An 18,666-nucleotide genomic window follows, 5' to 3' on the forward strand; every position below is an offset into this window, starting at 1 on the left:
GTACGAAGATACAAAAATACAATAGATAGCGAGCTCACGATCGACTCATAGGGAAATTTGACGGTTTTCTTGTATGAGTGACATCGTTAAAGCCGAGACTTTATGTCCCTGCTCTATTATTCGCTTATGTAACTGAAACAAAGATAATATTAAAATTTATATGTGGCAATAAAACCACAATATTTTTTTCTGATGAATGAAAAATACGCGCAGATATACACGAGAATTGGTAGAAATCTAAAGAAGCGACGCATTGAATTAGGACTGACACAGGATCAATTGGCTAAGAAGACATCCAAAATTGACAGATCAAAAATTAGCGATATTGAAAATGGGAAGGAAGATTTTATGTTTTCCACATTGCTAGAGTTAGCCACTGCTTTGGAAGTAGATGTCGAGGAATTGACGAAAAATTCAACGTCCAATACATTTACTTAATGAAATACCGCCTTTATTGATTTCCGCAAGTTTTGGATTATGGCTAACAGTTCTTCAAATGATAAAAATAACGCGTTTAGTTGAAGTTTTTCACCAGCATGGTGTTTACAATCGAAAGATTGCTGAACTAGTTGGTGTTTCTGAAAGCACCGTCTCGAGGTGGGTGCACAACAAACAACAGCCGGATGTTCATAAACTTTACAAGATAGCTGAATATTTAAAGATCGACATCCGGGATCTGTTTATCCAACGAGCTGGCCCGATGGAAAATGAGGCAACTTTTTTTAGGTGGTATCGGATCAAAATGGAGTACGTTGTTGAGCGTTTACATCCTACGATAAGATCATTTAGTTGCTGTCCATTTTTGTAGCAGCTGATCGTGGTCACAAAAAGTTGAAGCGTCACCACATCTATACGCCCAGACGTTTACTAAGCAAGGCGTCGCTATGCTATAATATGTGCTAAATAGTAATCTTACAGAATGTTTGCTTCAGTTTTGCATCAATTAAATTAAATGCTTAACTTTGTTCTAACAGTACACGCCACGCTACCCGTCAGATCAGCGTCCCAGGGCGTGTCTTTTGCTTTATAACCAAATTATAACGACTGTCTATGTACGATAAAAGTGCATTTACTATACAACAGCAGATAAAACGATTGGGAGATAGGGGGCTGATTATAGCAGATTCCGATAATGCAGAACATTGCCTATCGCACATTAGTTATTACCGTCTTGCAGGTTATTGGTGGCCCATGCAAGCTAACAAATCTAACCATATCTTTAAGCAGGATAGCAGGTTTTGTGATGTAATCGCCCTGTACAACTTTGATAGAGAACTGCGGTTACTATTTTTCGACGTGATTGAGAAAATTGAGATCAGTTTACGAACCAAACTTATATATCATTTATCGCATGAAGTTGATCCATGGTGGTTCCAAAACTTTGACATTTTTAGAAATGCCGGTGATATGGTAAAAACTTTATCTGTTTTAGAAAGAGAAATTGGTCGATAAAAAGATGTATTTATTATCGAGCACAAGAAAAAACATCTAGACGACGGCAGATTTCCCCCTGCATGGAAATCATTAGAGCAAACAAGTTTTGGAACATTATCAAAGCTTTACGGCAATTTAAAAAATACGGTAAAATCAAAGGGTACTATTGCGCAAGAGTTTGGAACCGTCAATCATACTTACCTACCCAGTTGGTTGCAGTCGATAGCGCAAATAAGAAATTATTGTGCGCATCACAGTAGACTATGGAATCGAAATTTACCCGGCAGCCCAAAACTCCTTACCAAACCACCATGTCCATGGGTTAAGAATATACCTCAACAGCAAGAATTTCAATTTTTGTATATTCACCTCTGCTGTATGAAATATTTACTTAATATAGTTCAACCTGACAATCATTTCACGACACGATTCAGCAAACTATTGGAAGATTATCCAAACGTCGATCCAAGGGCCCTTGTATTAAAAAGTAACTGGCAAAGTGAACCCTTATGGAGTATTTAAGTGCAGAATATATTCGCTTTGTGGGATAAGGTCCAATTTTTCAGATTAATCATCAAAATACACGGGTAAAATAGATGCCAACTTATAAAAAGGCATCTACCTTTACTATCTTATAGCAAACAACGCTTTAAAATATTACCTCCCTTTTTGTTTACCAACATGACAAAGATCCTATCTTTGTTTTGGGAAAAGTTTCGAGAAAGACAATCGGTGAACCGGAGCATTTCCTTTTTAATTTACGACGGCTTTGCCGTTTCTCCCAAACATGTGCTGATTATCTCTAAACTGTTGCAGGAAGATTACTTTGCATTAAGCGTAGCTGAAAAGGCCGATTTTGCATAATGCCGTAAGCTTAGCCAAGAAACTTATTGAAGAAGCGCATAGTCCTGATGGCTACAACATCGGGATAAACTGTGGCGCGGCAGCGGGGCAAACCGTGCTTCACTTTCATTGCCATGTGATACCGCGCTACGCTGGCGGTATGAACAATCCGAGAGGTGGTGTAAGGGATGTGATACCAAATAAGGGGAAGTATTAGTGCAATACTTTACAAGCATTCAGGAGTCGCAAAGTTAGTATTCCTTTATATTGATTCTTATAAACGAATGCACCTCAGCTGAGCCTATAATTATGTATCAAAAAATTGTTAGTGGCTTTTGCCAACATGTTTGCTTGCCAATGAAAACCAAATCATTTTAAAACCCTATTTATAATTTTTTGGGAGATTTTAAACTAAACATATAACGACCTATTTCCATGAATTATTTGTACATAAATAATTAAAAATATACTTTTATAACTTGATGTGATGATATCGTTTACAAAAGATTATTCAAGCTAAATCATTCGTAACAAAAAGTTGAAAGTGTCCTTTGCTAACACGGTACCTCATAAATCAAATGATGCAGGATGTGACAATGTTAATTTCCATTCTGTAGCGATAAAAGAAATTATTTGCAAAGATTTATGATACACCTTGTAATAGCAGAGAATGACCACTCACAATGGAATGACGTTACCGGCAAAACCTACCATTTTCCTAAACGTTACCTCAAACACTTTCAAAGGGGAACCAGACTTATTTATTATAAAGGCAAGATGATTGATAAATCTTTTGCGAACAGAAGACTTACTAAAGAGCCACACTATTTTGGAATTGGTGAAGTCGGAGAAGTATTTGAAGACGTTAATTCTCTAAAAGACGACTACTATGCTCAAATCATTAATTTTACGCCCTTTGATGAAGCAGTTGTAAGCAAAAAAGATGGAGTATACCTCGAAACGATCCCAGAAGCCAAAAAAAAGAATTATTGGCGTGACGGCGTGAGATTAATCAACCAAGTCACCTACAACAAGATTGTTAGCCTAGCAGGCATAACTAAGATAATAAATGATGCGGAACAGGGAAGTGAATACGCGTATACTAGCCGAGAGGGGAATAGTAAACAAGTTTTCGTTACGAAATACGAACGCGATATCGTGCTGAGAAAAAGAGCTATCGAAATTCATGGAACGACCTGCATGGCTTGCGAATTTGATTTTAAAAAAACGTACGGTGATTGGGGGACTGGTTTTATACATGTTCACCATATCAAGCCGCTCTCCGATGGTAAAGGAGAACGCACTGTCAATGCAGAAACAGATATGATTGTTTTATGCCCAAATTGTCATTCGATGGTTCATAGAAGAAAAAACACAACACTCAGCTTTCAGGAGCTTTCAGAGTTAATTAGAAATGCGAAAAAATAACTGACCGTTTAAAAAAAACTGTACTGAGCAGTAGCCGTTTGACTACTCGTTTTAAGATGCAAGTCGCCGTCCATTCCGGAGGATGTATAACTGTATTGTAGGGGAATTTGCTCCAACCGGAACTTCCAGCGACTTTTAGCCTTAATAAGAAAACTGGGTTATAGATCTATTCTTTTGATCCGTAATTCAATACGGTCTCCAAGATCTGCTCCGCATAGTGGTAGATATCATCCAGCCGATCCAAATCATGCTTTGTTTCTTTTTTGTCTTTATCAAAAAGCCCGATGCGTAGGCGATTTGGGGTAAAGTAAAATCGGCATATAGGCTTCCGATTATTATCGTCTAACAGAATTCCGCAATACGATTGATTGTCACGCATAAAGATTCGTCCGACCTCCAAGTCTTTACGAAGAATAGACTTAACGATCAAAAACCCATCGATTTCTTCTTGTGTGGTGACGATCAGCGACTCGGGCTCTACTGGTGGTGCTGCAGCGGTCACCTCTGTTTCCGTTTCCTTCTTTAGTGCACTTTTTAGGCGTTCAGCTATTTGGTCATTTACGATCTGCGTGAACACCCTTTTTACCAAAGGTGTGAATTGCTCTAGGATCTTAGCCGTGACCACACTAGGATAAACTTGTTTGGTAAAATAACGTACAAATTCGTCGCTTGGATTATGCATTTCAGCGCTTAACAAAATCGTAAGCTCATTTGCATACTTTAAATCGCTGGCCGCCGTCGAAATACTATCCAGATCGAACACCGATTTATGAAATTTGCGCAGTTCACCGATTTCATTGTCTTTGATATCCGAGATTTTAAATTCGAAGAAAGGCTTTTCATCCATCTTGTTAGCCGTCACCAGGTCGGTGTAAAAGCGGTACTCCACGCCGTTGGTCAGCAAGCCAAATTTCGCTTCCGTGGTGTGAAAATAGCGAAACAGTTGGGAGTTGTGCGGGTCTAACCCATCAGCGTAATGCTTGCACTCAATCAGGATCACTGGTTTGTCATCGCGCAAAATAGCATAGTCCACTTTCTCTCCTTTTTTAATCCCAATATCAGCGATAAATTCCGGATGTACTTCGAATGGATCGAAAACATCATAGCCCAATATCTTCAAAAAAGGCATCACCAATGAAGTTTTTGTAGCTTCTTCGGTTTTAATCTGTGGTAATAGGCGATCGACGCGTTTGGCAAATTGCCGTATTTCATCTTTAAAATCCATAAGGGTATTGTTATGATTAGTTAATGTGATTTCCGCTATTAGCTTTTCATCCTCTTTTCTCACTTTTTAGCAGGATGAGGTTCATTTTTATTATTTCAAATCTAAAACCTTTAGCGAAATGCTCTTTACGGGAAACCATAAATACCATCGAATCTTAATGATAGTTTTGGCTTTTATTTATAAACTTAATTTTTCAGATATAGGTGCCAATGTGCTTAATTTGTACTGATGGCGTTCAAAAATATAAGATTATAAAAATCCAAGAAACTTAGAATTTCTGAACAAGTGTTATGATCGTTGTCGGCTAGAAGCTATTTGGCCAAAACGTTTTCATAACATGTCACAGCGATTAACAGAGGATAATTTACAACCAAAAAAATGAAGTTAAAATACAATCTATGCCGCAAAAAATGGGTCTATCTGATCGGATCTCTGTTGTGTGTTTCGTTGACGGGGTGTGAGCCCAAAAAGGAAACATCAACGAATAATAGAATGGCATTTTTGAGGAATGAGGACGTGAGCGAAAAGGCTACATCTGCTGAAAGCTATCGGATCGTCAAAGTTTCTGATGGCGATACTTTTTGGTGCGAAGATACAGCGGGCGAACGTATTAAAGTTAGACTGATTGGCATTGACGCACCCGAGCCTCGTAATTACTTTAAGAAGAAAAAACAACCGTTTGGGAAAGAGGCGTCAGCATATGCTACAAGACTGCTATTCAACAAGTCGGTGAAATTGGAAATGGATATCAACCCATTAGATCAATATGGTAGAACACTGGCCTACGCATACCTGTTGGACGGCACCTTTATCAATGAAAAAATAGTTAGAGACGGTTATGCCATATTAATGACTATCCAGCCCAATGTAAAACATGTGGAACGTTTGGTCGCCGCGCAACAATATGCGAAAGAGAGGCAGCTGGGGCTATGGAAAAAAACAAACGATTAATAATGTTACTATGCTAAAAATTATTGGCTTTGTCATGGTAAGCGCTCTTTCGACAAATTTCGCATTTTCCCAAACCGCCGCTATAACCTATGTAAATATTGATCACGCGCACGTATTAGGAACGTGCACAGGTTCGGCGAATTGCACAGCCTGTCGAAATTGCAGCAAATGCGCACACTGTAACGCCGGCGGATCATGTGGTGTATGTGATCACACTATGCATAGAAAAAACGTAACTAAGCCTTTGGAAAAACCAAGACCTATCAAAAATCGATCTAAACCTAGCAACGAAAAAACATCCAAACATCAAGACTATTACCTACGAACGGTGGAAATTAATATTGAAAAGGCAAACTTGCGCAAGGGACCTGCTTTAGATTTTCCAATTATTACAACCATCTATCAAAAACAAAAATTAACCTGCCTTTCTAATATTGGAAACTGGGCAAAAGTGCAGACCGATAAAGGTCTAGTAGGATTTATAAGAAGTGATGCCATCAGCGTAAGCAGTAAGCCATAAAGCTGCTGATAGTAAATCAAGAAAAGGCGTGCCAACACAATGGCACGCCTTTTCTTATTTAAGATAAGCTTTCGCAGTTAATTGGGGTAAAAACTTGTAGTTGAACCATAGGTGGTACCATAGGCATTTGTTGCATATGCACGCACATAATAGGTCGTATATCTCGTCAATCCTGTAACAGATCTAGAGAATGATCCTATTGAATTTCCGCTTGCTACGGCTTTTGTGCCTGCGGTCAAGGTTGGGGCCGAGGTATTAGCGCTGTAGACAAATCCGCGTTCAGTGATCGTACTTCCGCCGTTGGTTGTGACATACCCGTTGAAAGTAGCGTAGGTACTGCCGATTGCACTTACTGAAGAGGTAGATACTCCGGTAGGCGCTGTGTAAGGTGTAGGCGTTGTGAAAGAAATAACGCCGCCATAGGCTGTACCTGCCTCGTTGGTCGCAAAAATCCTGGCGTAATAGGTTGTACCGGCAGTCAACCCGCTCAAGGTTGCACTTACGCTTCCAGTACCAGCCCCCGAAGTGATGAATGTTCCACTACCAATGGTTGGCGATGAATTTGTACTGCTATACACTATGCCTCTCGATGAAATAGTTCCGCCGCCCGCGGAGCTGATATATCCAGATACGTAGGCCGAATTTTGTCTAATATCTGTGGCATTATACGTAGTTAGATTAGAAGGCAAACTCGGCAACGTAGTCTTGAACGAGTAGAGGTTACCATATGTAGTGCCCGCTTGATTGGTCGCATAGGATCTGATGTAATAGGTTGTGTTGTATTGCAATCCAGATAAGGTAATCGAAAAGCTCCCTGTCCCAGATCCCCCAGATACGACGGTGCCATTACTTAACGAAGGTGCCGAACTACTGCTACTGTACACTACGCCACGCGCGCTGATCGTTCCTCCTCCCGCGCTACCGATACTCCCTCCTGTATATGCCGAGTTCATCGTTATACCTGACGGACTGATAGTAGAAACGCTACTTGGCAGATCAGGCAATAAGGTCTTAAATACGACGACCGGTCCGTACGCAGTACCGGCAGCATTTGTCGCAAAAGCTCTCGCGTAGTACGTGGTATTAACAGCCAAACTTGTCAATTGGCTAGAGAAGGTTCCCGTCCCTGAACCGATATTTATTACCGCTGCATTGTTGATTGTAGGGACGTTGCTCGAACTGCTATAACATACGCCTCGAACAGTCACTGCCGATCCATTATCTTCCAGAACGGCACCACCTACTAAGGCGGAAACAGAAGTAATCGAGGTTACTGTCGTTGTAGATAATCCTGAAGCTAGAATGGCCGGTGCTGTCGTGAAACTGACGACCTGACCATAGCCGGTTCCAACAGCGGATGTGGCATAAGCCCGCGCATAATATTTTGTCCCTGCCTTCAACTTGGTCAAATTACCTTTAAACGATGCTTCTTCGCTATAGACTGGAAGATTATCGTCCGAAATCGTTGGAAGCGGCTTGGTCTCACTATAGCAGATGCCTTTGCCAGTAACGAGGTAACCACCGTTATCGGTGATTTTCCCTCCAAGTTCCGCTGATATGCGAGTGATAGCCGTTGCGGGTTGCGTTTCCAATTTTGAAGCGTAACCACTTTCCGTTGTAAAACTCAATACATCGCCGTATGCTGTTCCCGATGCATTAGTAGCGAATGCACTGTAATAGTAAGTAGTCGACGGTTTCAAGTTTTGGATATACAACGTGAATGCCCCCGTGTCCAAGCCTTCTGATTTGAGTACATGTTCATTAGAAATGGTAGGCTTCGATTGTGTAGCGTAACAGATGCCAATCTGCGTTAATACTTTTCCGTTCGTTGTATTCACTTTTCCACTTAAGGTAGCTTCGTTCTTGGTTACACTTGCCATCGATTGTGTTGCAACGGCAACTATATTATGTTGATTAAAGTCGAATTGATCTTTATCATCACAGGATGTTCCTAATAGAGTTAAAATAGATAGAAAATAGAATTTTTGTAGGATAGATTTGCAAGGATTCATCGTTATCGGAGGTTAAAAGTAATACCAGTAGTGAATTCGGGTTTGGTAATGTTTTTTTCGATGCCCATCAGCGAAGCTCCGCCAACGAAATTTACAAACTTACCTAGACGCAAAGTGACTCCGCCGTATCCGGCCAGGTAACCGGTTCGTGCGTACCCCTTCTCTTGGAGATAATCGTTTCTGTATAAATGACCGTACACACCGTATCCAGTGCCAATATTCAGAAACAACCAACGGGTTAATCTGAGGTTAGGACCAAGAACAACCTCTGCCTTATTGGGCTGCGAAGCATTGTGCATAGTGTTATATTCTTTAAGCTGTTGACTTGTTTTGAGTCCAAAGCGCAAGATGGTAAAAAAGCCGACGACTCCGCCGCCCGTCTCGAAGCGTACGCCATAGGGAGCTAGCTTTCCATACTCGTAACCAATATTGGAAAACATCGAACGACTTTGTCGGCGAATGGCTGCCTGCTGTTTTTTTTCTTGCTTTTTTAAAAGAGCTTCATAAGCATATTGTGAATTCGGGTAGTTTTTTTGCACATCATCCAAGGCTGAAGTCACATCGTTTCTTTGCGTCTTATCTTCATCAGCAAATGTTTTTAACCAGCTTTGCAGATTAAACTGTACGCTCATCAATTCCGAAAATTCGTAGTTAGCATTACTTTGTAATTGTCGATAACGACTCACTACTTGATAATAACTCACCTTCATTTTTTCTCTGGAATCATCTGGAAAATCATTTGCGACTAAAATCACGCGCGCATAATCGTGGGCCTCGTAGTCAGCCGATATAGCGGCAAATTTCTTCTGTTGTTGCAAGGCATGAGCTGCGGCTTTCTTTTCCTCTTCCTGCTTTCGAAATTCGTCGAGCGATTTAGGCAACCCGTTTAAGATATTTTTGATCTGCTGTACTTCTGCTGTACTTAATTTTGCTAACGAAGACTCGCCGCTGGAAACAATAGCTTCCCCCAACTGCGTTATCAGCAATATTTCATTAAAGTTTTGTGATTTGCTATGATCAAACTGTTGATATTTGATCATAAATTCATAGTATTGAACAGGGCTTTCCTCATAACCGGCCTTTTTTGCAGCTTGTACCGCAGCTAAACTTTGCTCATAATCCTTTCGCTCATAGCTTTTACGGATATCAGCCAGTAATATCGCTTGACTTTGGAGCTTCTTTTGCTGAAGCATTTGAGTTTTAACCTTTTCGTACTCTTGCTGTGTTTTCGGATAGGCCGCCACATCGTCCAGTATTCGTCTAACATCTCCCACGTTTTTGGACTTGGGATAAATTGTTAAAAACAGATTAGCATCACTCCTTACTTTGTTGATGAGCGGAAACGATGGGTAGTCTCCAACCTTCAATAACTTAGCATAATTTGATATGAGAAGATAGTCGACAAGTTCTTTCGTCTTCGACTTTCCATCGATGCTATTCAAGATATCAATGGATGCTTGATAAAAGCCATCATCCATTTCTGATTTAGCTTTGGCCAACAATTTATCGTTGGTCGCTTGGGCAAAACAAAAAGAGGCCATGCCCAATAAAAAAAGGGTTAAAAAATATTTCATATGTACAGATTAATCTAGGTTGGTTTTTATGCGTTTATAAGTTTCTTAGACTTTACAAGTATTATATTACTCATATCTAAGTTCCAATTTTCGTAGTTTCTATAAAATTGCTGAAGCTTGCTTATGCAGGAGTTTCGAACGGAAATGACGGATTTCTTTCTTTTAAGACTCCCCTCCAGATTGGGCATGTTTTTTAGTTCGTTCACCAACTGTGTATACTCTCTGTTTTCAAACTCCGCGAAGCCTTGATTGATTAGAGCATTTACTTTTTGCGGTAAAACTTGGGTATAATAATTTAATGCTTTCACTTTATTTTTGATAGTAGCAATTTCCCGAGTCGTTCCGAACGTGCTTTCCATGTGTGCAATTAAACTATTGAGTTCCTCTTTTTTTACAGGATCTGCACGAAGTAACACATTGATGCGCGCTGCACACAATTCGGTATACTTATCATTCAGTTGCTGCAAAAGCATATCTTGAATTGCCTTATTGAAGAGCTTCTGCGAGGCGGCATTATTGATCTCGATCAGCAGGTTATTATATTGCGCCGGACTGATGTTGTCCACAGAAAGCTCATTAATCTTATTTTCCAAAACGTTGTGTCCGCTTGCCAAAGCGATAGACTGTTCCTGGGGGGAATCTGGTAGCTCAGAGCTGAAACTCCTTAATCTCAACAAACCGACAATCAGCACACCAACCCCGAGAGTAGCGCATAAGAAATAAAGTCCTCTATATTTTTGATTCATGGCATATAGTTTTAACTTGATAATACAAACACAGGTGCTATTTCTTTTCAGCGGAGCTAGCAGCACCATCCGTCGCTGATCTACTCGAGTCCGTTACCGCATTCCGTTTTGTTTTTGTTTCTAAAGTGCGGTTAATGCTGTTTGCAGCAGGGCGTGAGTCTTCCTGTGCTGTCCCCACTGGTTCGTTAGGAATTGTGCTGGGAATCCATACAACAACTTGCTCGCAAAAGTTGTCAACACGAGCAGAATCTGCTTTAAAAATCGACCTTAGTCCGGTTTTAGTTAATTCCGCTGCATTTTTTTCATCACCGCTTTTATAGAACCTCCACCCATCTGCCTTTCCATTGTAAATGAAAACGTAGTCGTTTACAAGAGAATCTTCAAAAGATAGATGGAGCATGTTATTCTTTGAGGTATCGATTTTAAATGGAAAATTGTCTTGAAGACTTTCTGCTGCTAAATTTTTATTTTCTTGCTCTTTTTTTATTCCAAACCAACGCTTGGCAAAATCGACACCCCAATAGCCAATCGCGATGCCCAGCAGTGGCCCTATAATCCAAGCCCATACGACGGCAGTCGAGTTTCGCTTGGGCTGCTTTGCAGAACGGTGCGGCAATATAATCTCTTCAGGACGAACTTCTACTTCGCCCTCAAAAATGGAAACTTCTTTATAGCGCGTGTCGAATGTTAGTTTGTATTGAATCCGATCACCTGCTCTACAAAGAACAAATTGATCTTTTGATAAGCTAATTTCCTGCTCGTTGATCTTGACACGCAATCCGTTTGTTGTGGTATTGTTAAACGTAATTTTCCGAATCTTAGCAAATAGATCTTCTACGGATTGAAACCCGAATTGTTTCGCTATGACTTCATTATGTATGGACTGCTCGTCAAGGAAGTAGACTTTCGTTGCATACGCCAATTTGGGATTATTGAAAGCTTCGCTTTGATCCAAGGTGAGATTTATAAACTGATAGAAAATGGTTTTATCCGGTGCAATGGCCGGATTAATACCATCGTTCTGTTTAATACTCTTTGCAGCCTCCTCCAAAATAAGATCGTAGTTCTGGTTGTTTAAGCTGTTGTCTTTTATATGATTTATATAGTGCGTGGTAATCTGTAGCAAATATTGCATTACACTGGCTATATGTTCGTCACGTTTAACGATTAGACGAACAGCCAGAAAGCCATTGCGCTTGGCACTATCTTTCATACTTGTATTGATAACGGAGTATATCACATGCTGGGTGGTTCGCTTTACCGAGTAACAATAGCCTTCATTAAACTGACCTACTTGATTTCTTTCATCAAATGAAAGTTGCAACTTCTCCAGTTCATTCCTATTCAAACCTGCCGAGACATAATCGTAGTCTAACCCATTGAGCGTACGTTCGATCACAAGATGTACCCTATTTCTATATTGTGTAGTATCCATAAATATTTCTTAAGAAAATCTTTTCCAAAATGCGCCGCCTTTCACGACAAAACTATCTTCTAACATGTTTTTCACCAGTTCTTCGGGATACTTATCTTCAATCTTAGTCACAATCTTCTCGTAAACGAGACTACCAATGGAAAAAGGCAATATTTTGATCTTAAACTGGTTTCTGGAATTTACTCGCGCGGTTTTACAATTTTCGATCAGCGAAAGAAACTCTTGGTTCATATAATCCAATGCTAATTCGCTTTCGGCGCGATCATCATGCAGATACCTAGTCTGCTTGATATAGTCGAACTTATTGACAACGAAATATACGGCGTCTGTGTTTTCCAAGACTTTAGCGTCCTTAAAAATGGAAATGATATTGGTATAAGCAATGCTTTGATCTAAGGCGCTGAACAAATTCTGATCTTCAAAGCGTCTATCATGTGACAATGCGTCAATAACAAAAATCAGGATTTTTTTATTGTTACTCTTGACGTAGTCGATAAAGTCCGGAATCTCTGAATTATCAACGCCTTGGTTGAAAATTTTGACATAATTCTCTCCTGGCACCTCCACAATATTGAATGGATGCGTTGTGCCGGCGGGATCTTTAAGTGAAGTCGCAATATAGTTGTAACTCGATTTCTCAGTAGCAATAGGAAGTATACCATAATCTAAATTTCGCTTTAAGGTTTCCAAATACTTATTGCCATCGGGATTATAGCTATCGTGCATAAGAATCCCTTGCTTATTGGCATGTTTGATCAAGCTTGCTAATATCGTTGACTTACCGGAGAACGGCATACCGACCATATAGAGATCCGTCCGTCCGCTCTCCATAGGCGGCAGATCTTCAATTTTCTTAAATATGGTAATGCCCGAGGCACTGCTATAAAATTTTAATGCCTGAACAACTCTTTTTTCAACACAAATTTGTTCCAGGTAGTCAAACGTAAGCTTCTTGTCCGTAACAAGCGTTTTAATATCATCGGCAGATACCTCATTATTCTTAATTTTCTCCAACAGCGACTCGCTAGTTGGCATCGGCGCCGTTGCAGTAGTCATCGAAGGCATCGGCGGCATGCCAGGAATTAACGGCATGGCTGGCAACTCAAAATCCATTATTGGTGCACCCGGAATTGGCGGCGGCAAAACAATTTTTCCGTTCCGGCTATCATCCAGAAGCTGTAGTTCTTTCAACTTATCTCTTTTCAAACCATGTTGTTCCAGCTCTTCAAATGCAATGAATCCCTGCACAATTGCCTGATCCAAAGCAAGCAATGGAACGCTGTTACAATTCGACAAAATATGTTGCTTTTTATGTTTATTCATCTTTTTAGGTATTAAAGTTCTATCGTTCCGCCCCGGTTAATAACTTCGACTTCCGCATCTTTCTGCCGAGGGCTATTATACTTGCGGACCTGATATGTAAAATAAGGTATCAAGATAAAGGCATGCATGATAAGTATGATTAGCAGGGGCAACAGATAATCTGGTGAATAGATCTTCGCCAATGCAATTGGGCTATTCAACGGTAGTTCCTCATCATCGATCGATATTTTTATCGGTTCATTATCCAGCGGTAATTCCTTAATTTTCGCATTTACCAAATCCGCGCTATTTTTCACAAAATCATGCAACGCCAAATAATTTACAGCCAAATTAAGCCTGTCCCATTGCTGAAAAGTTTGATTGTAGCGTTCCGCTTTTTTTAAGACCATGCTATCCAACAGCTGATGGTTATGATTGTACTTTACTTGGTAGGCATGTAATATCGCATTTGTACTGGATGCTACATCGATGCTATTTGACGGGCTGTTTAAAATAGCTTCGGGAAGGTTGAATGGCGCATTTCCCAGTTCATTACGCAGGACATTGCTTCGCTGGCTTTTATATGCTTGTAATTTGCCTTTAAACTGAGCTTCAAAGGTCTGTAATGATTCATTCGCACGCGCATCATATTGTGTGACTAGATTTTTAAGAAGCTCGACTTTTTCATTCGCCTCTTTCTGCAGGGCCTTTTTACTATTCTTTTCGATGTTTACTAAATGAACCATGAAGACATAACTAACGAGACCGAACACAATAAAAACTATAAAAAAGGCAGTGGCTGGAGTCTTGCGGTATCCCTGATTGAGCATGCGCTCTTTGTTTCCCTTGAGGAGTTGCAATACAAAATAATAAAAGATAACAATGATCAAACTGACAGCTAAGCTCGACAGCATGTTGCCATCTGTTATATAGAGCATTCCGAAGAAATTACAGAGTAACAGTATGAGCAGAAACAGGGATGAAATCACATCCACAAACAGAAAATTTTCTTGTTTCATAGGGGTTTAATTTTTGTTATATAAGGATTTAATTGAATGGTATATTCGTAATTGATGTCACGTTAAAGCGGGCAATTGACAATGTACTCCCACACGGTTTCTTGCGTCGGTGCAGACACTTCCACATAGCAAAAGTTTGGCTTATTCTGTGCCGCATCGTATTTCCATTCTAGTTGTCCCGCCCCAGAAACAAGCCCCTTCGTGTCCGCTATTAATTTCCCATCATAGAAGACTTTAATCCCATCAGGAATTTCCTTCGTGTCATACTGCAGGATGATACGTCCCGATTGATCGCCAATAATATGTTTAGTCTTTGTAATTCCATGTCCGCCAGATTGAACTTGCGCATCGCAGTTAACGGTAGCAGCTTTCTGGTTTTCATCCAGTTCAAGTGACTCCTGATTTTGCTGCGTTTCTTCCGGAAGCATGTTTTCAATACTGTCCAGCTGCTCACGGTATGCGATAGTGTGCTGCTCACGGCAATCACGCAATTCTTGTCGTAATATATCTAAAGAGCCATCAGGGCTCCATAATAAGGCATAGATGAGCATACCAACGAGCAAAAACAATATGGGGTAAAATAGCCACCACCACTTGTTGGCGAATGATTGGCTTTTAGCGTGTTCCATTACGATTTGATTGTTAAAGATTTGAAAAAGAAAACCAAGCAGATGAGTACAAGAAGGAGGATGAGTACCCACCAATAGGTAACCGCGATATATTTCAGGAAGGTCAATAACCTCGCTTTTTTAGTCGCTGCTACTATGCCCTGTTGCTCGATAGTTGGGGAAAAATACGCATCTCGAGGTGCTGTATCAGTATTATTCTCATCGCTCACCATCTTCTCCGTTTGCGTTTTTGCTGTCGTTGGCTGTTTTTCGATATCGAGCTTCGGTTCCTCTATTAGAATCTGCGGCGGCAACAGTGCATCGGGAATATTGTCTATCAGAAGGTTAGGCTTACTATTTTGATTGTTCTCGAATTTCCATCCCCACACAATACTGATATCCTTTCCATTGGTAAAAATGAGATTGTCCTCCGGATTAAGGACCGTCTTAAGGATCGCTCCCCAATATTGCACATTGGAGTCATTACTTCGCAAGAGCTCTTCAACCTGCTTTTGAAGCTCTTCAAAAACCAGCCAGTACTGCTTCAATCCAAACTCGCGATGGTCCGATTGTTCTATAGGCTGGAGATCCGTATGCACACTGTACCAATCAATTTCATAATTGCTTTTGACCGGCTTGGCCAAAAAATTTCGATAGGTTTTATCCAGATTAAAAACCAAAAAATTGCTGATCCGGTCATATTGACTAAACAGATACGCATTGTCAAAAGATAAGGGGATATACCTATCGGTTGCTATGGAGTGAAATTTTTGCATTTCTTAGACCAATTCAAAAGGTGAATATTGTTCGACCAAGAGTTTGAGCTCTTGATTTGCCTGTTCATCGTAATCGATATAGCCCGCATTGACCAACAGTGAAAGGCGCAGGTATTCGATCCATTTGTTATATTTCTGCAGCGCTGTTGTACGTACATCAAGCTGTCCGGCATCAAACAATGCGGAGATTGCATGGCTAGATGTATCAAGTTTACGTTCAAAAAACCGGTTGGGATTAGATGCCAAGATGCTTCGCGCCTCTTCTTTCTCTTCCTCAGTGAAATAGTTGACATCAAAATTGAAGATCAGTTCATTGATTACTAAGGCGAATGTTTCTGTCAAGAAGATTTCATAACCATGGTTTACATCAATTTCTGAAATAATGTCATTTAATAACCGAACGATCCGGTCGACAACTTTTCGCTTTTTTAGCAGTTCTTTGAAATAACTCACCAAAAAGATTAGGCTATTTCGATGGATTCCATTGTCAATAAAAACGTTATATTGATCCAAATTGTCTATCTTCGCCAGCCAAGAATCTATAATTAATTGCACATAATAATCAGATTTTGAAGAGCTACTATCATCCTGATGAAAGAGTTCATTAATGAATATGCCGCTATCGGTTAAAAAATCTTCGACCGCTTTATGGGAAGAAAGCCAAAGGTGTTTTTGAAGAATGGTCAACATTTCTTCCTTTGTTTTGGCCTGCTTCAGTTCGGGATATTGAGCCAACAAAATAGATTCTTGCGTAGTTTCATTCAATATCTTACTGCTCGTATCCACCACCATATGCTCGTTCAATAGTTGAAAAATATCGGATGTATTGATGGATAAACAATGGATAAAGGCATTGAACAATCCTAGATCTTTTACTAACGCACCATTAAACGCTAACTGAAATTGATTGACCTGGCGCATTTGCGTTTCCCGCATAAGGGTCACATCATGTTTATAGACAAAACGTTCCAGTTCCTGCTGGATCTTGGTTAAAATTCCATTTAACTTTTGAAGGTTATGATTGATTTTCGTCTTATTACCCGCTACCTTTGCTAATGATTCTATAATCAGGGCCGAACCGTCACGATTAACGGAAGCGACCTGATCCCATGCTCTTTCTGCATCTGAAAAGTGGTTTTGCACAAAACCATAACGTGTAAACGAGTGCCTCATCACTTTCAAGAAGTTCTCCCTTTCTGGATGAATTCCTTCTTCATAGCCGGCCTTTTCAAATCCAGTAAACGTATCGTTTGAGTATTTATAATCCCGCAACAGATAAAAATTCTTAAATAGATGTTCTTCTGATGTCCACTTGGTATGCCAATTACGAGATTGGGTAACGATCTCCTGTTCGAAAAAACGTTCAAACCGGGTATGCCACTTATAATTCAGCTTTTCGGCAGATTCCAGATATTCCCCGTCATTTGTCGTGTCAAACTTTATTTGATTATTGAAAAAAGTAAAGATGACAAACAGGGTTGGTAAACTTGCTCCTTGAAGAGATTTTGCTCGCTCTTCCATGCTACCGCCAACATTATTCTCAATCCAATTGTATAACAAAGATGGAATTTCATTCACGTTTAATTGCGTGTCATTTGTACAGAACAGTAAATTATTGATATTGAAATCGAGAGAGTATTTGTTGAATAGATATGATACTTTGCCACGGAGTAACATCGCGTCAATATTTTTTGCCATAATATCGTCTTGCTCCAATGCTAGCCGACTACGTGCCCCCGGAAAATCCAATAGATCATTGTACTTTAAAAACTCTTTGGATTCAACTAGTTCTCGAGGAATGGAGAATACAAGTTCAGCAATCAAAGCCGATAATGCAGGAACTTGGATCTGAATCTCTGCACCATTTCGCAGCTTAAAGGTGGTTATTTTATCATTTGAATCATCTTGGAGCTCCCCCAACCGTTTAACGTCCAAAATTGCACCACCCTCACGCAGGACGTTATCAAACTTAATAAAGCCGTAAGCTGCAAATTGCACCCTTTCTAGTTTTTTGATCAGGCTAATAAAAAGCTCAGTCAGCAATGTTTCCTTATTCCAAAGAATGTCAAATACCCTAAACCACTCTTCTGCAGCATAATGGCGAATAATACGGCCAATTCGTTCAAAGAACCTGGTTTCATAAAGTCCTTCAAACAAGATGGTGTGCTGGGAAAGGTTCTTCTCAAAATATCCCTTAATTTCCAGCACCTCAAATTCGCTCAAAAATTCCTGTTGAAATTCAGTCACCTCCAGTTCGAGTTTTTTGAGGTGTGCTTCAAATTCTCCCTTCGAAGGGAAGGATGTGATTTTCTTTAGATCCAGAAAAAATGCGTCGAACAAAACCAACAAAATATCTTTAGGCGTCAACAAATTTACCTTAATCGGAAAATCTGGAAACAAGCGGTCTTGGTCGATCGTAAATCGCGTTACCAATCCTGTACTTTCGGCTCCGGTCCCAGGAGGATTGATTTGCTTTAAGAAGTCGTAATACGCACCATCATGTTCAATTTCGAAAGGTTTACCGGTTTCGCTTAGCAAATTTTTGATTAGGTATGATTTCCCCACCTGACTGGCACCAAATACTGCAATCACCGGTTTATTACCAATATTACTTTGGACCTTTTTTATGGTATTCAGACTGTTTTTTAATGTGAGAAGCGCTTTATTGCGTTCTTCATATTTTAGGTTTCTGTCCGCCCATTGAATCGACCCCTGTATCAGGTCGATCTTACCGGAAATAAATTCCTTAATAAGTTTGATTTCTAAATCAGAATAATTATTCGACATTTCTTT

Annotated in this window: 17 protein-coding genes and 1 pseudogene; 8 read left to right on the top strand and 10 right to left on the bottom strand. The window is 40.1% G+C overall.

The genetic code is table 11. The annotated features are described in order from the left end of the window. Nucleotides 1-162: 162 nt before the first annotated feature. From B0I21_RS13290 to B0I21_RS13310, 6 genes and pseudogenes are all read left to right on the top strand, one after another. Nucleotides 163-438 (top strand): helix-turn-helix domain-containing protein, encoded by a 276-nt coding sequence (locus B0I21_RS13290; RefSeq protein ID WP_208292343.1) that lies wholly within the window; start codon nucleotides 163-165, stop codon nucleotides 436-438. Nucleotides 439-496: 58 nt separating this feature from the next. Then, nucleotides 497-808 carry a helix-turn-helix domain-containing protein gene (locus B0I21_RS13295; protein ID WP_133640971.1) on the top strand — a complete coding sequence of 104 codons (312 nt, stop codon included), beginning with the start codon at nucleotides 497-499 and terminating at the stop codon, nucleotides 806-808. Nucleotides 809-1,050: 242 nt separating this feature from the next. Continuing rightward, nucleotides 1,051-1,956 (top strand): annotated as a pseudogene (locus tag B0I21_RS20390) (Abi family protein). A gap of 159 nt (nucleotides 1,957-2,115) precedes the next feature. Then, nucleotides 2,116-2,298, top strand: a complete 183-nt coding sequence (locus B0I21_RS20310) for a hypothetical protein (RefSeq protein ID WP_208292345.1) — start codon at nucleotides 2,116-2,118, stop codon at nucleotides 2,296-2,298. Further along, on the top strand, nucleotides 2,291-2,494 hold the full coding sequence (locus B0I21_RS20315) for an HIT family protein (protein ID WP_243836132.1): 204 nt from the start codon (nucleotides 2,291-2,293) through the stop codon (nucleotides 2,492-2,494). Before B0I21_RS20310 ends, B0I21_RS20315 begins: the two co-directional genes overlap by 8 nt. Nucleotides 2,495-2,922: 428 nt before the next feature. After that, nucleotides 2,923-3,705, top strand: a complete 783-nt coding sequence (locus B0I21_RS13310; protein ID WP_208292346.1) for an HNH endonuclease — start codon at nucleotides 2,923-2,925, stop codon at nucleotides 3,703-3,705. Between the two features lie 166 nt (nucleotides 3,706-3,871). On the opposite strand, the gene B0I21_RS13315 is transcribed toward B0I21_RS13310, so the two are convergent. Next, complete coding sequence (locus tag B0I21_RS13315; RefSeq protein ID WP_133640972.1) at nucleotides 3,872-4,930, bottom strand: type I restriction endonuclease; 1,059 nt, start codon at nucleotides 4,928-4,930, stop codon at nucleotides 3,872-3,874. A gap of 378 nt (nucleotides 4,931-5,308) precedes the next feature. Here B0I21_RS13315 and B0I21_RS13320 point away from each other — a divergent pair, with 378 nt between their 5' ends. Next, nucleotides 5,309-5,881: a thermonuclease family protein gene (locus tag B0I21_RS13320; RefSeq protein ID WP_133640973.1), complete on the top strand. Its 573-nt coding sequence runs from the start codon at nucleotides 5,309-5,311 to the stop codon at nucleotides 5,879-5,881. A gap of 217 nt (nucleotides 5,882-6,098) precedes the next feature. Continuing rightward, nucleotides 6,099-6,401, top strand: a complete 303-nt coding sequence (locus B0I21_RS20170) for an SH3 domain-containing protein (RefSeq protein WP_166637852.1) — start codon at nucleotides 6,099-6,101, stop codon at nucleotides 6,399-6,401. Between the two features lie 77 nt (nucleotides 6,402-6,478). Here the strand turns inward: B0I21_RS20170 and B0I21_RS13330 are convergent, their stop codons facing one another. The 9 genes from B0I21_RS13330 to B0I21_RS13370 form a co-directional block, all read right to left on the bottom strand. Further along, nucleotides 6,479-8,281 carry a hypothetical protein gene (locus B0I21_RS13330; protein WP_133640975.1) on the bottom strand — a complete coding sequence of 601 codons (1,803 nt, stop codon included), beginning with the start codon at nucleotides 8,279-8,281 and terminating at the stop codon, nucleotides 6,479-6,481. A gap of 134 nt (nucleotides 8,282-8,415) precedes the next feature. Beyond that, nucleotides 8,416-9,987, bottom strand: coding sequence for a hypothetical protein (locus B0I21_RS13335; RefSeq protein WP_133640976.1), 1,572 nt, complete (start codon nucleotides 9,985-9,987; stop codon nucleotides 8,416-8,418). Between the two features lie 26 nt (nucleotides 9,988-10,013). Further along, nucleotides 10,014-10,733, bottom strand: a complete 720-nt coding sequence (locus B0I21_RS13340) for a hypothetical protein (protein ID WP_133640977.1) — start codon at nucleotides 10,731-10,733, stop codon at nucleotides 10,014-10,016. A gap of 37 nt (nucleotides 10,734-10,770) precedes the next feature. After that, complete coding sequence (locus B0I21_RS13345) at nucleotides 10,771-12,168, bottom strand: hypothetical protein (protein WP_133640978.1); 1,398 nt, start codon at nucleotides 12,166-12,168, stop codon at nucleotides 10,771-10,773. Between the two features lie 9 nt (nucleotides 12,169-12,177). Further along, nucleotides 12,178-13,491, bottom strand: coding sequence for a TRAFAC clade GTPase domain-containing protein (locus tag B0I21_RS13350; protein WP_133640979.1), 1,314 nt, complete (start codon nucleotides 13,489-13,491; stop codon nucleotides 12,178-12,180). Between the two features lie 11 nt (nucleotides 13,492-13,502). Further along, nucleotides 13,503-14,489: a hypothetical protein gene (locus tag B0I21_RS13355; protein ID WP_133640980.1), complete on the bottom strand. Its 987-nt coding sequence runs from the start codon at nucleotides 14,487-14,489 to the stop codon at nucleotides 13,503-13,505. A 62-nt stretch (nucleotides 14,490-14,551) separates the two neighbouring features. Next, nucleotides 14,552-15,118, bottom strand: coding sequence for a hypothetical protein (locus B0I21_RS13360; RefSeq protein WP_133640981.1), 567 nt, complete (start codon nucleotides 15,116-15,118; stop codon nucleotides 14,552-14,554). Continuing rightward, nucleotides 15,118-15,873, bottom strand: a complete 756-nt coding sequence (locus tag B0I21_RS13365) for a hypothetical protein (RefSeq protein ID WP_133640982.1) — start codon at nucleotides 15,871-15,873, stop codon at nucleotides 15,118-15,120. The genes B0I21_RS13360 and B0I21_RS13365 overlap by 1 nt, the downstream gene beginning before the upstream one ends. 3 nt (nucleotides 15,874-15,876) lie before the next feature. Further along, a complete protein-coding gene (locus tag B0I21_RS13370; protein ID WP_133640983.1) occupies nucleotides 15,877-18,660 on the bottom strand; it encodes a virulence factor SrfC family protein in 2,784 nt (927 codons plus the stop codon). Nucleotides 18,661-18,666: the final 6 nt, after the last annotated feature.

The organism is Sphingobacterium paludis, from assembly GCF_004364125.1.
Lineage (GTDB): Bacteria > Bacteroidota > Bacteroidia > Sphingobacteriales > Sphingobacteriaceae > Sphingobacterium > Sphingobacterium paludis.

Bases quoted from the DNA above. Each gene is read 5' to 3' on its own strand.
- B0I21_RS13370 (WP_133640983.1), bottom strand. From the start codon at position 18,660: ATGTCGAATAATTATTCTGATTTAGAAATCAAACTTATTAAGGAATTT.
- B0I21_RS13310 (WP_208292346.1), top strand. From the start codon at position 2,923: ATGATACACCTTGTAATAGCAGAGAATGACCACTCACAATGGAATGAC.
- B0I21_RS20310 (WP_208292345.1), top strand. From the start codon at position 2,116: ATGACAAAGATCCTATCTTTGTTTTGGGAAAAGTTTCGAGAAAGACAA.
- B0I21_RS13330 (WP_133640975.1), bottom strand. From the start codon at position 8,281: ATGGCAAGTGTAACCAAGAACGAAGCTACCTTAAGTGGAAAAGTGAAT.
- B0I21_RS13335 (WP_133640976.1), bottom strand. From the start codon at position 9,987: ATGAAATATTTTTTAACCCTTTTTTTATTGGGCATGGCCTCTTTTTGT.
- B0I21_RS20170 (WP_166637852.1), top strand. From the start codon at position 6,099: ATGCATAGAAAAAACGTAACTAAGCCTTTGGAAAAACCAAGACCTATC.
- B0I21_RS13345 (WP_133640978.1), bottom strand. From the start codon at position 12,168: ATGGATACTACACAATATAGAAATAGGGTACATCTTGTGATCGAACGT.
- B0I21_RS13340 (WP_133640977.1), bottom strand. From the start codon at position 10,733: ATGAATCAAAAATATAGAGGACTTTATTTCTTATGCGCTACTCTCGGG.
- B0I21_RS13320 (WP_133640973.1), top strand. From the start codon at position 5,309: ATGAAGTTAAAATACAATCTATGCCGCAAAAAATGGGTCTATCTGATC.
- B0I21_RS13350 (WP_133640979.1), bottom strand. From the start codon at position 13,491: ATGAATAAACATAAAAAGCAACATATTTTGTCGAATTGTAACAGCGTT.
- B0I21_RS13360 (WP_133640981.1), bottom strand. From the start codon at position 15,118: ATGGAACACGCTAAAAGCCAATCATTCGCCAACAAGTGGTGGTGGCTA.
- B0I21_RS13295 (WP_133640971.1), top strand. From the start codon at position 497: ATGATAAAAATAACGCGTTTAGTTGAAGTTTTTCACCAGCATGGTGTT.
- B0I21_RS13365 (WP_133640982.1), bottom strand. From the start codon at position 15,873: ATGCAAAAATTTCACTCCATAGCAACCGATAGGTATATCCCCTTATCT.
- B0I21_RS13355 (WP_133640980.1), bottom strand. From the start codon at position 14,489: ATGAAACAAGAAAATTTTCTGTTTGTGGATGTGATTTCATCCCTGTTT.
- B0I21_RS13315 (WP_133640972.1), bottom strand. From the start codon at position 4,930: ATGGATTTTAAAGATGAAATACGGCAATTTGCCAAACGCGTCGATCGC.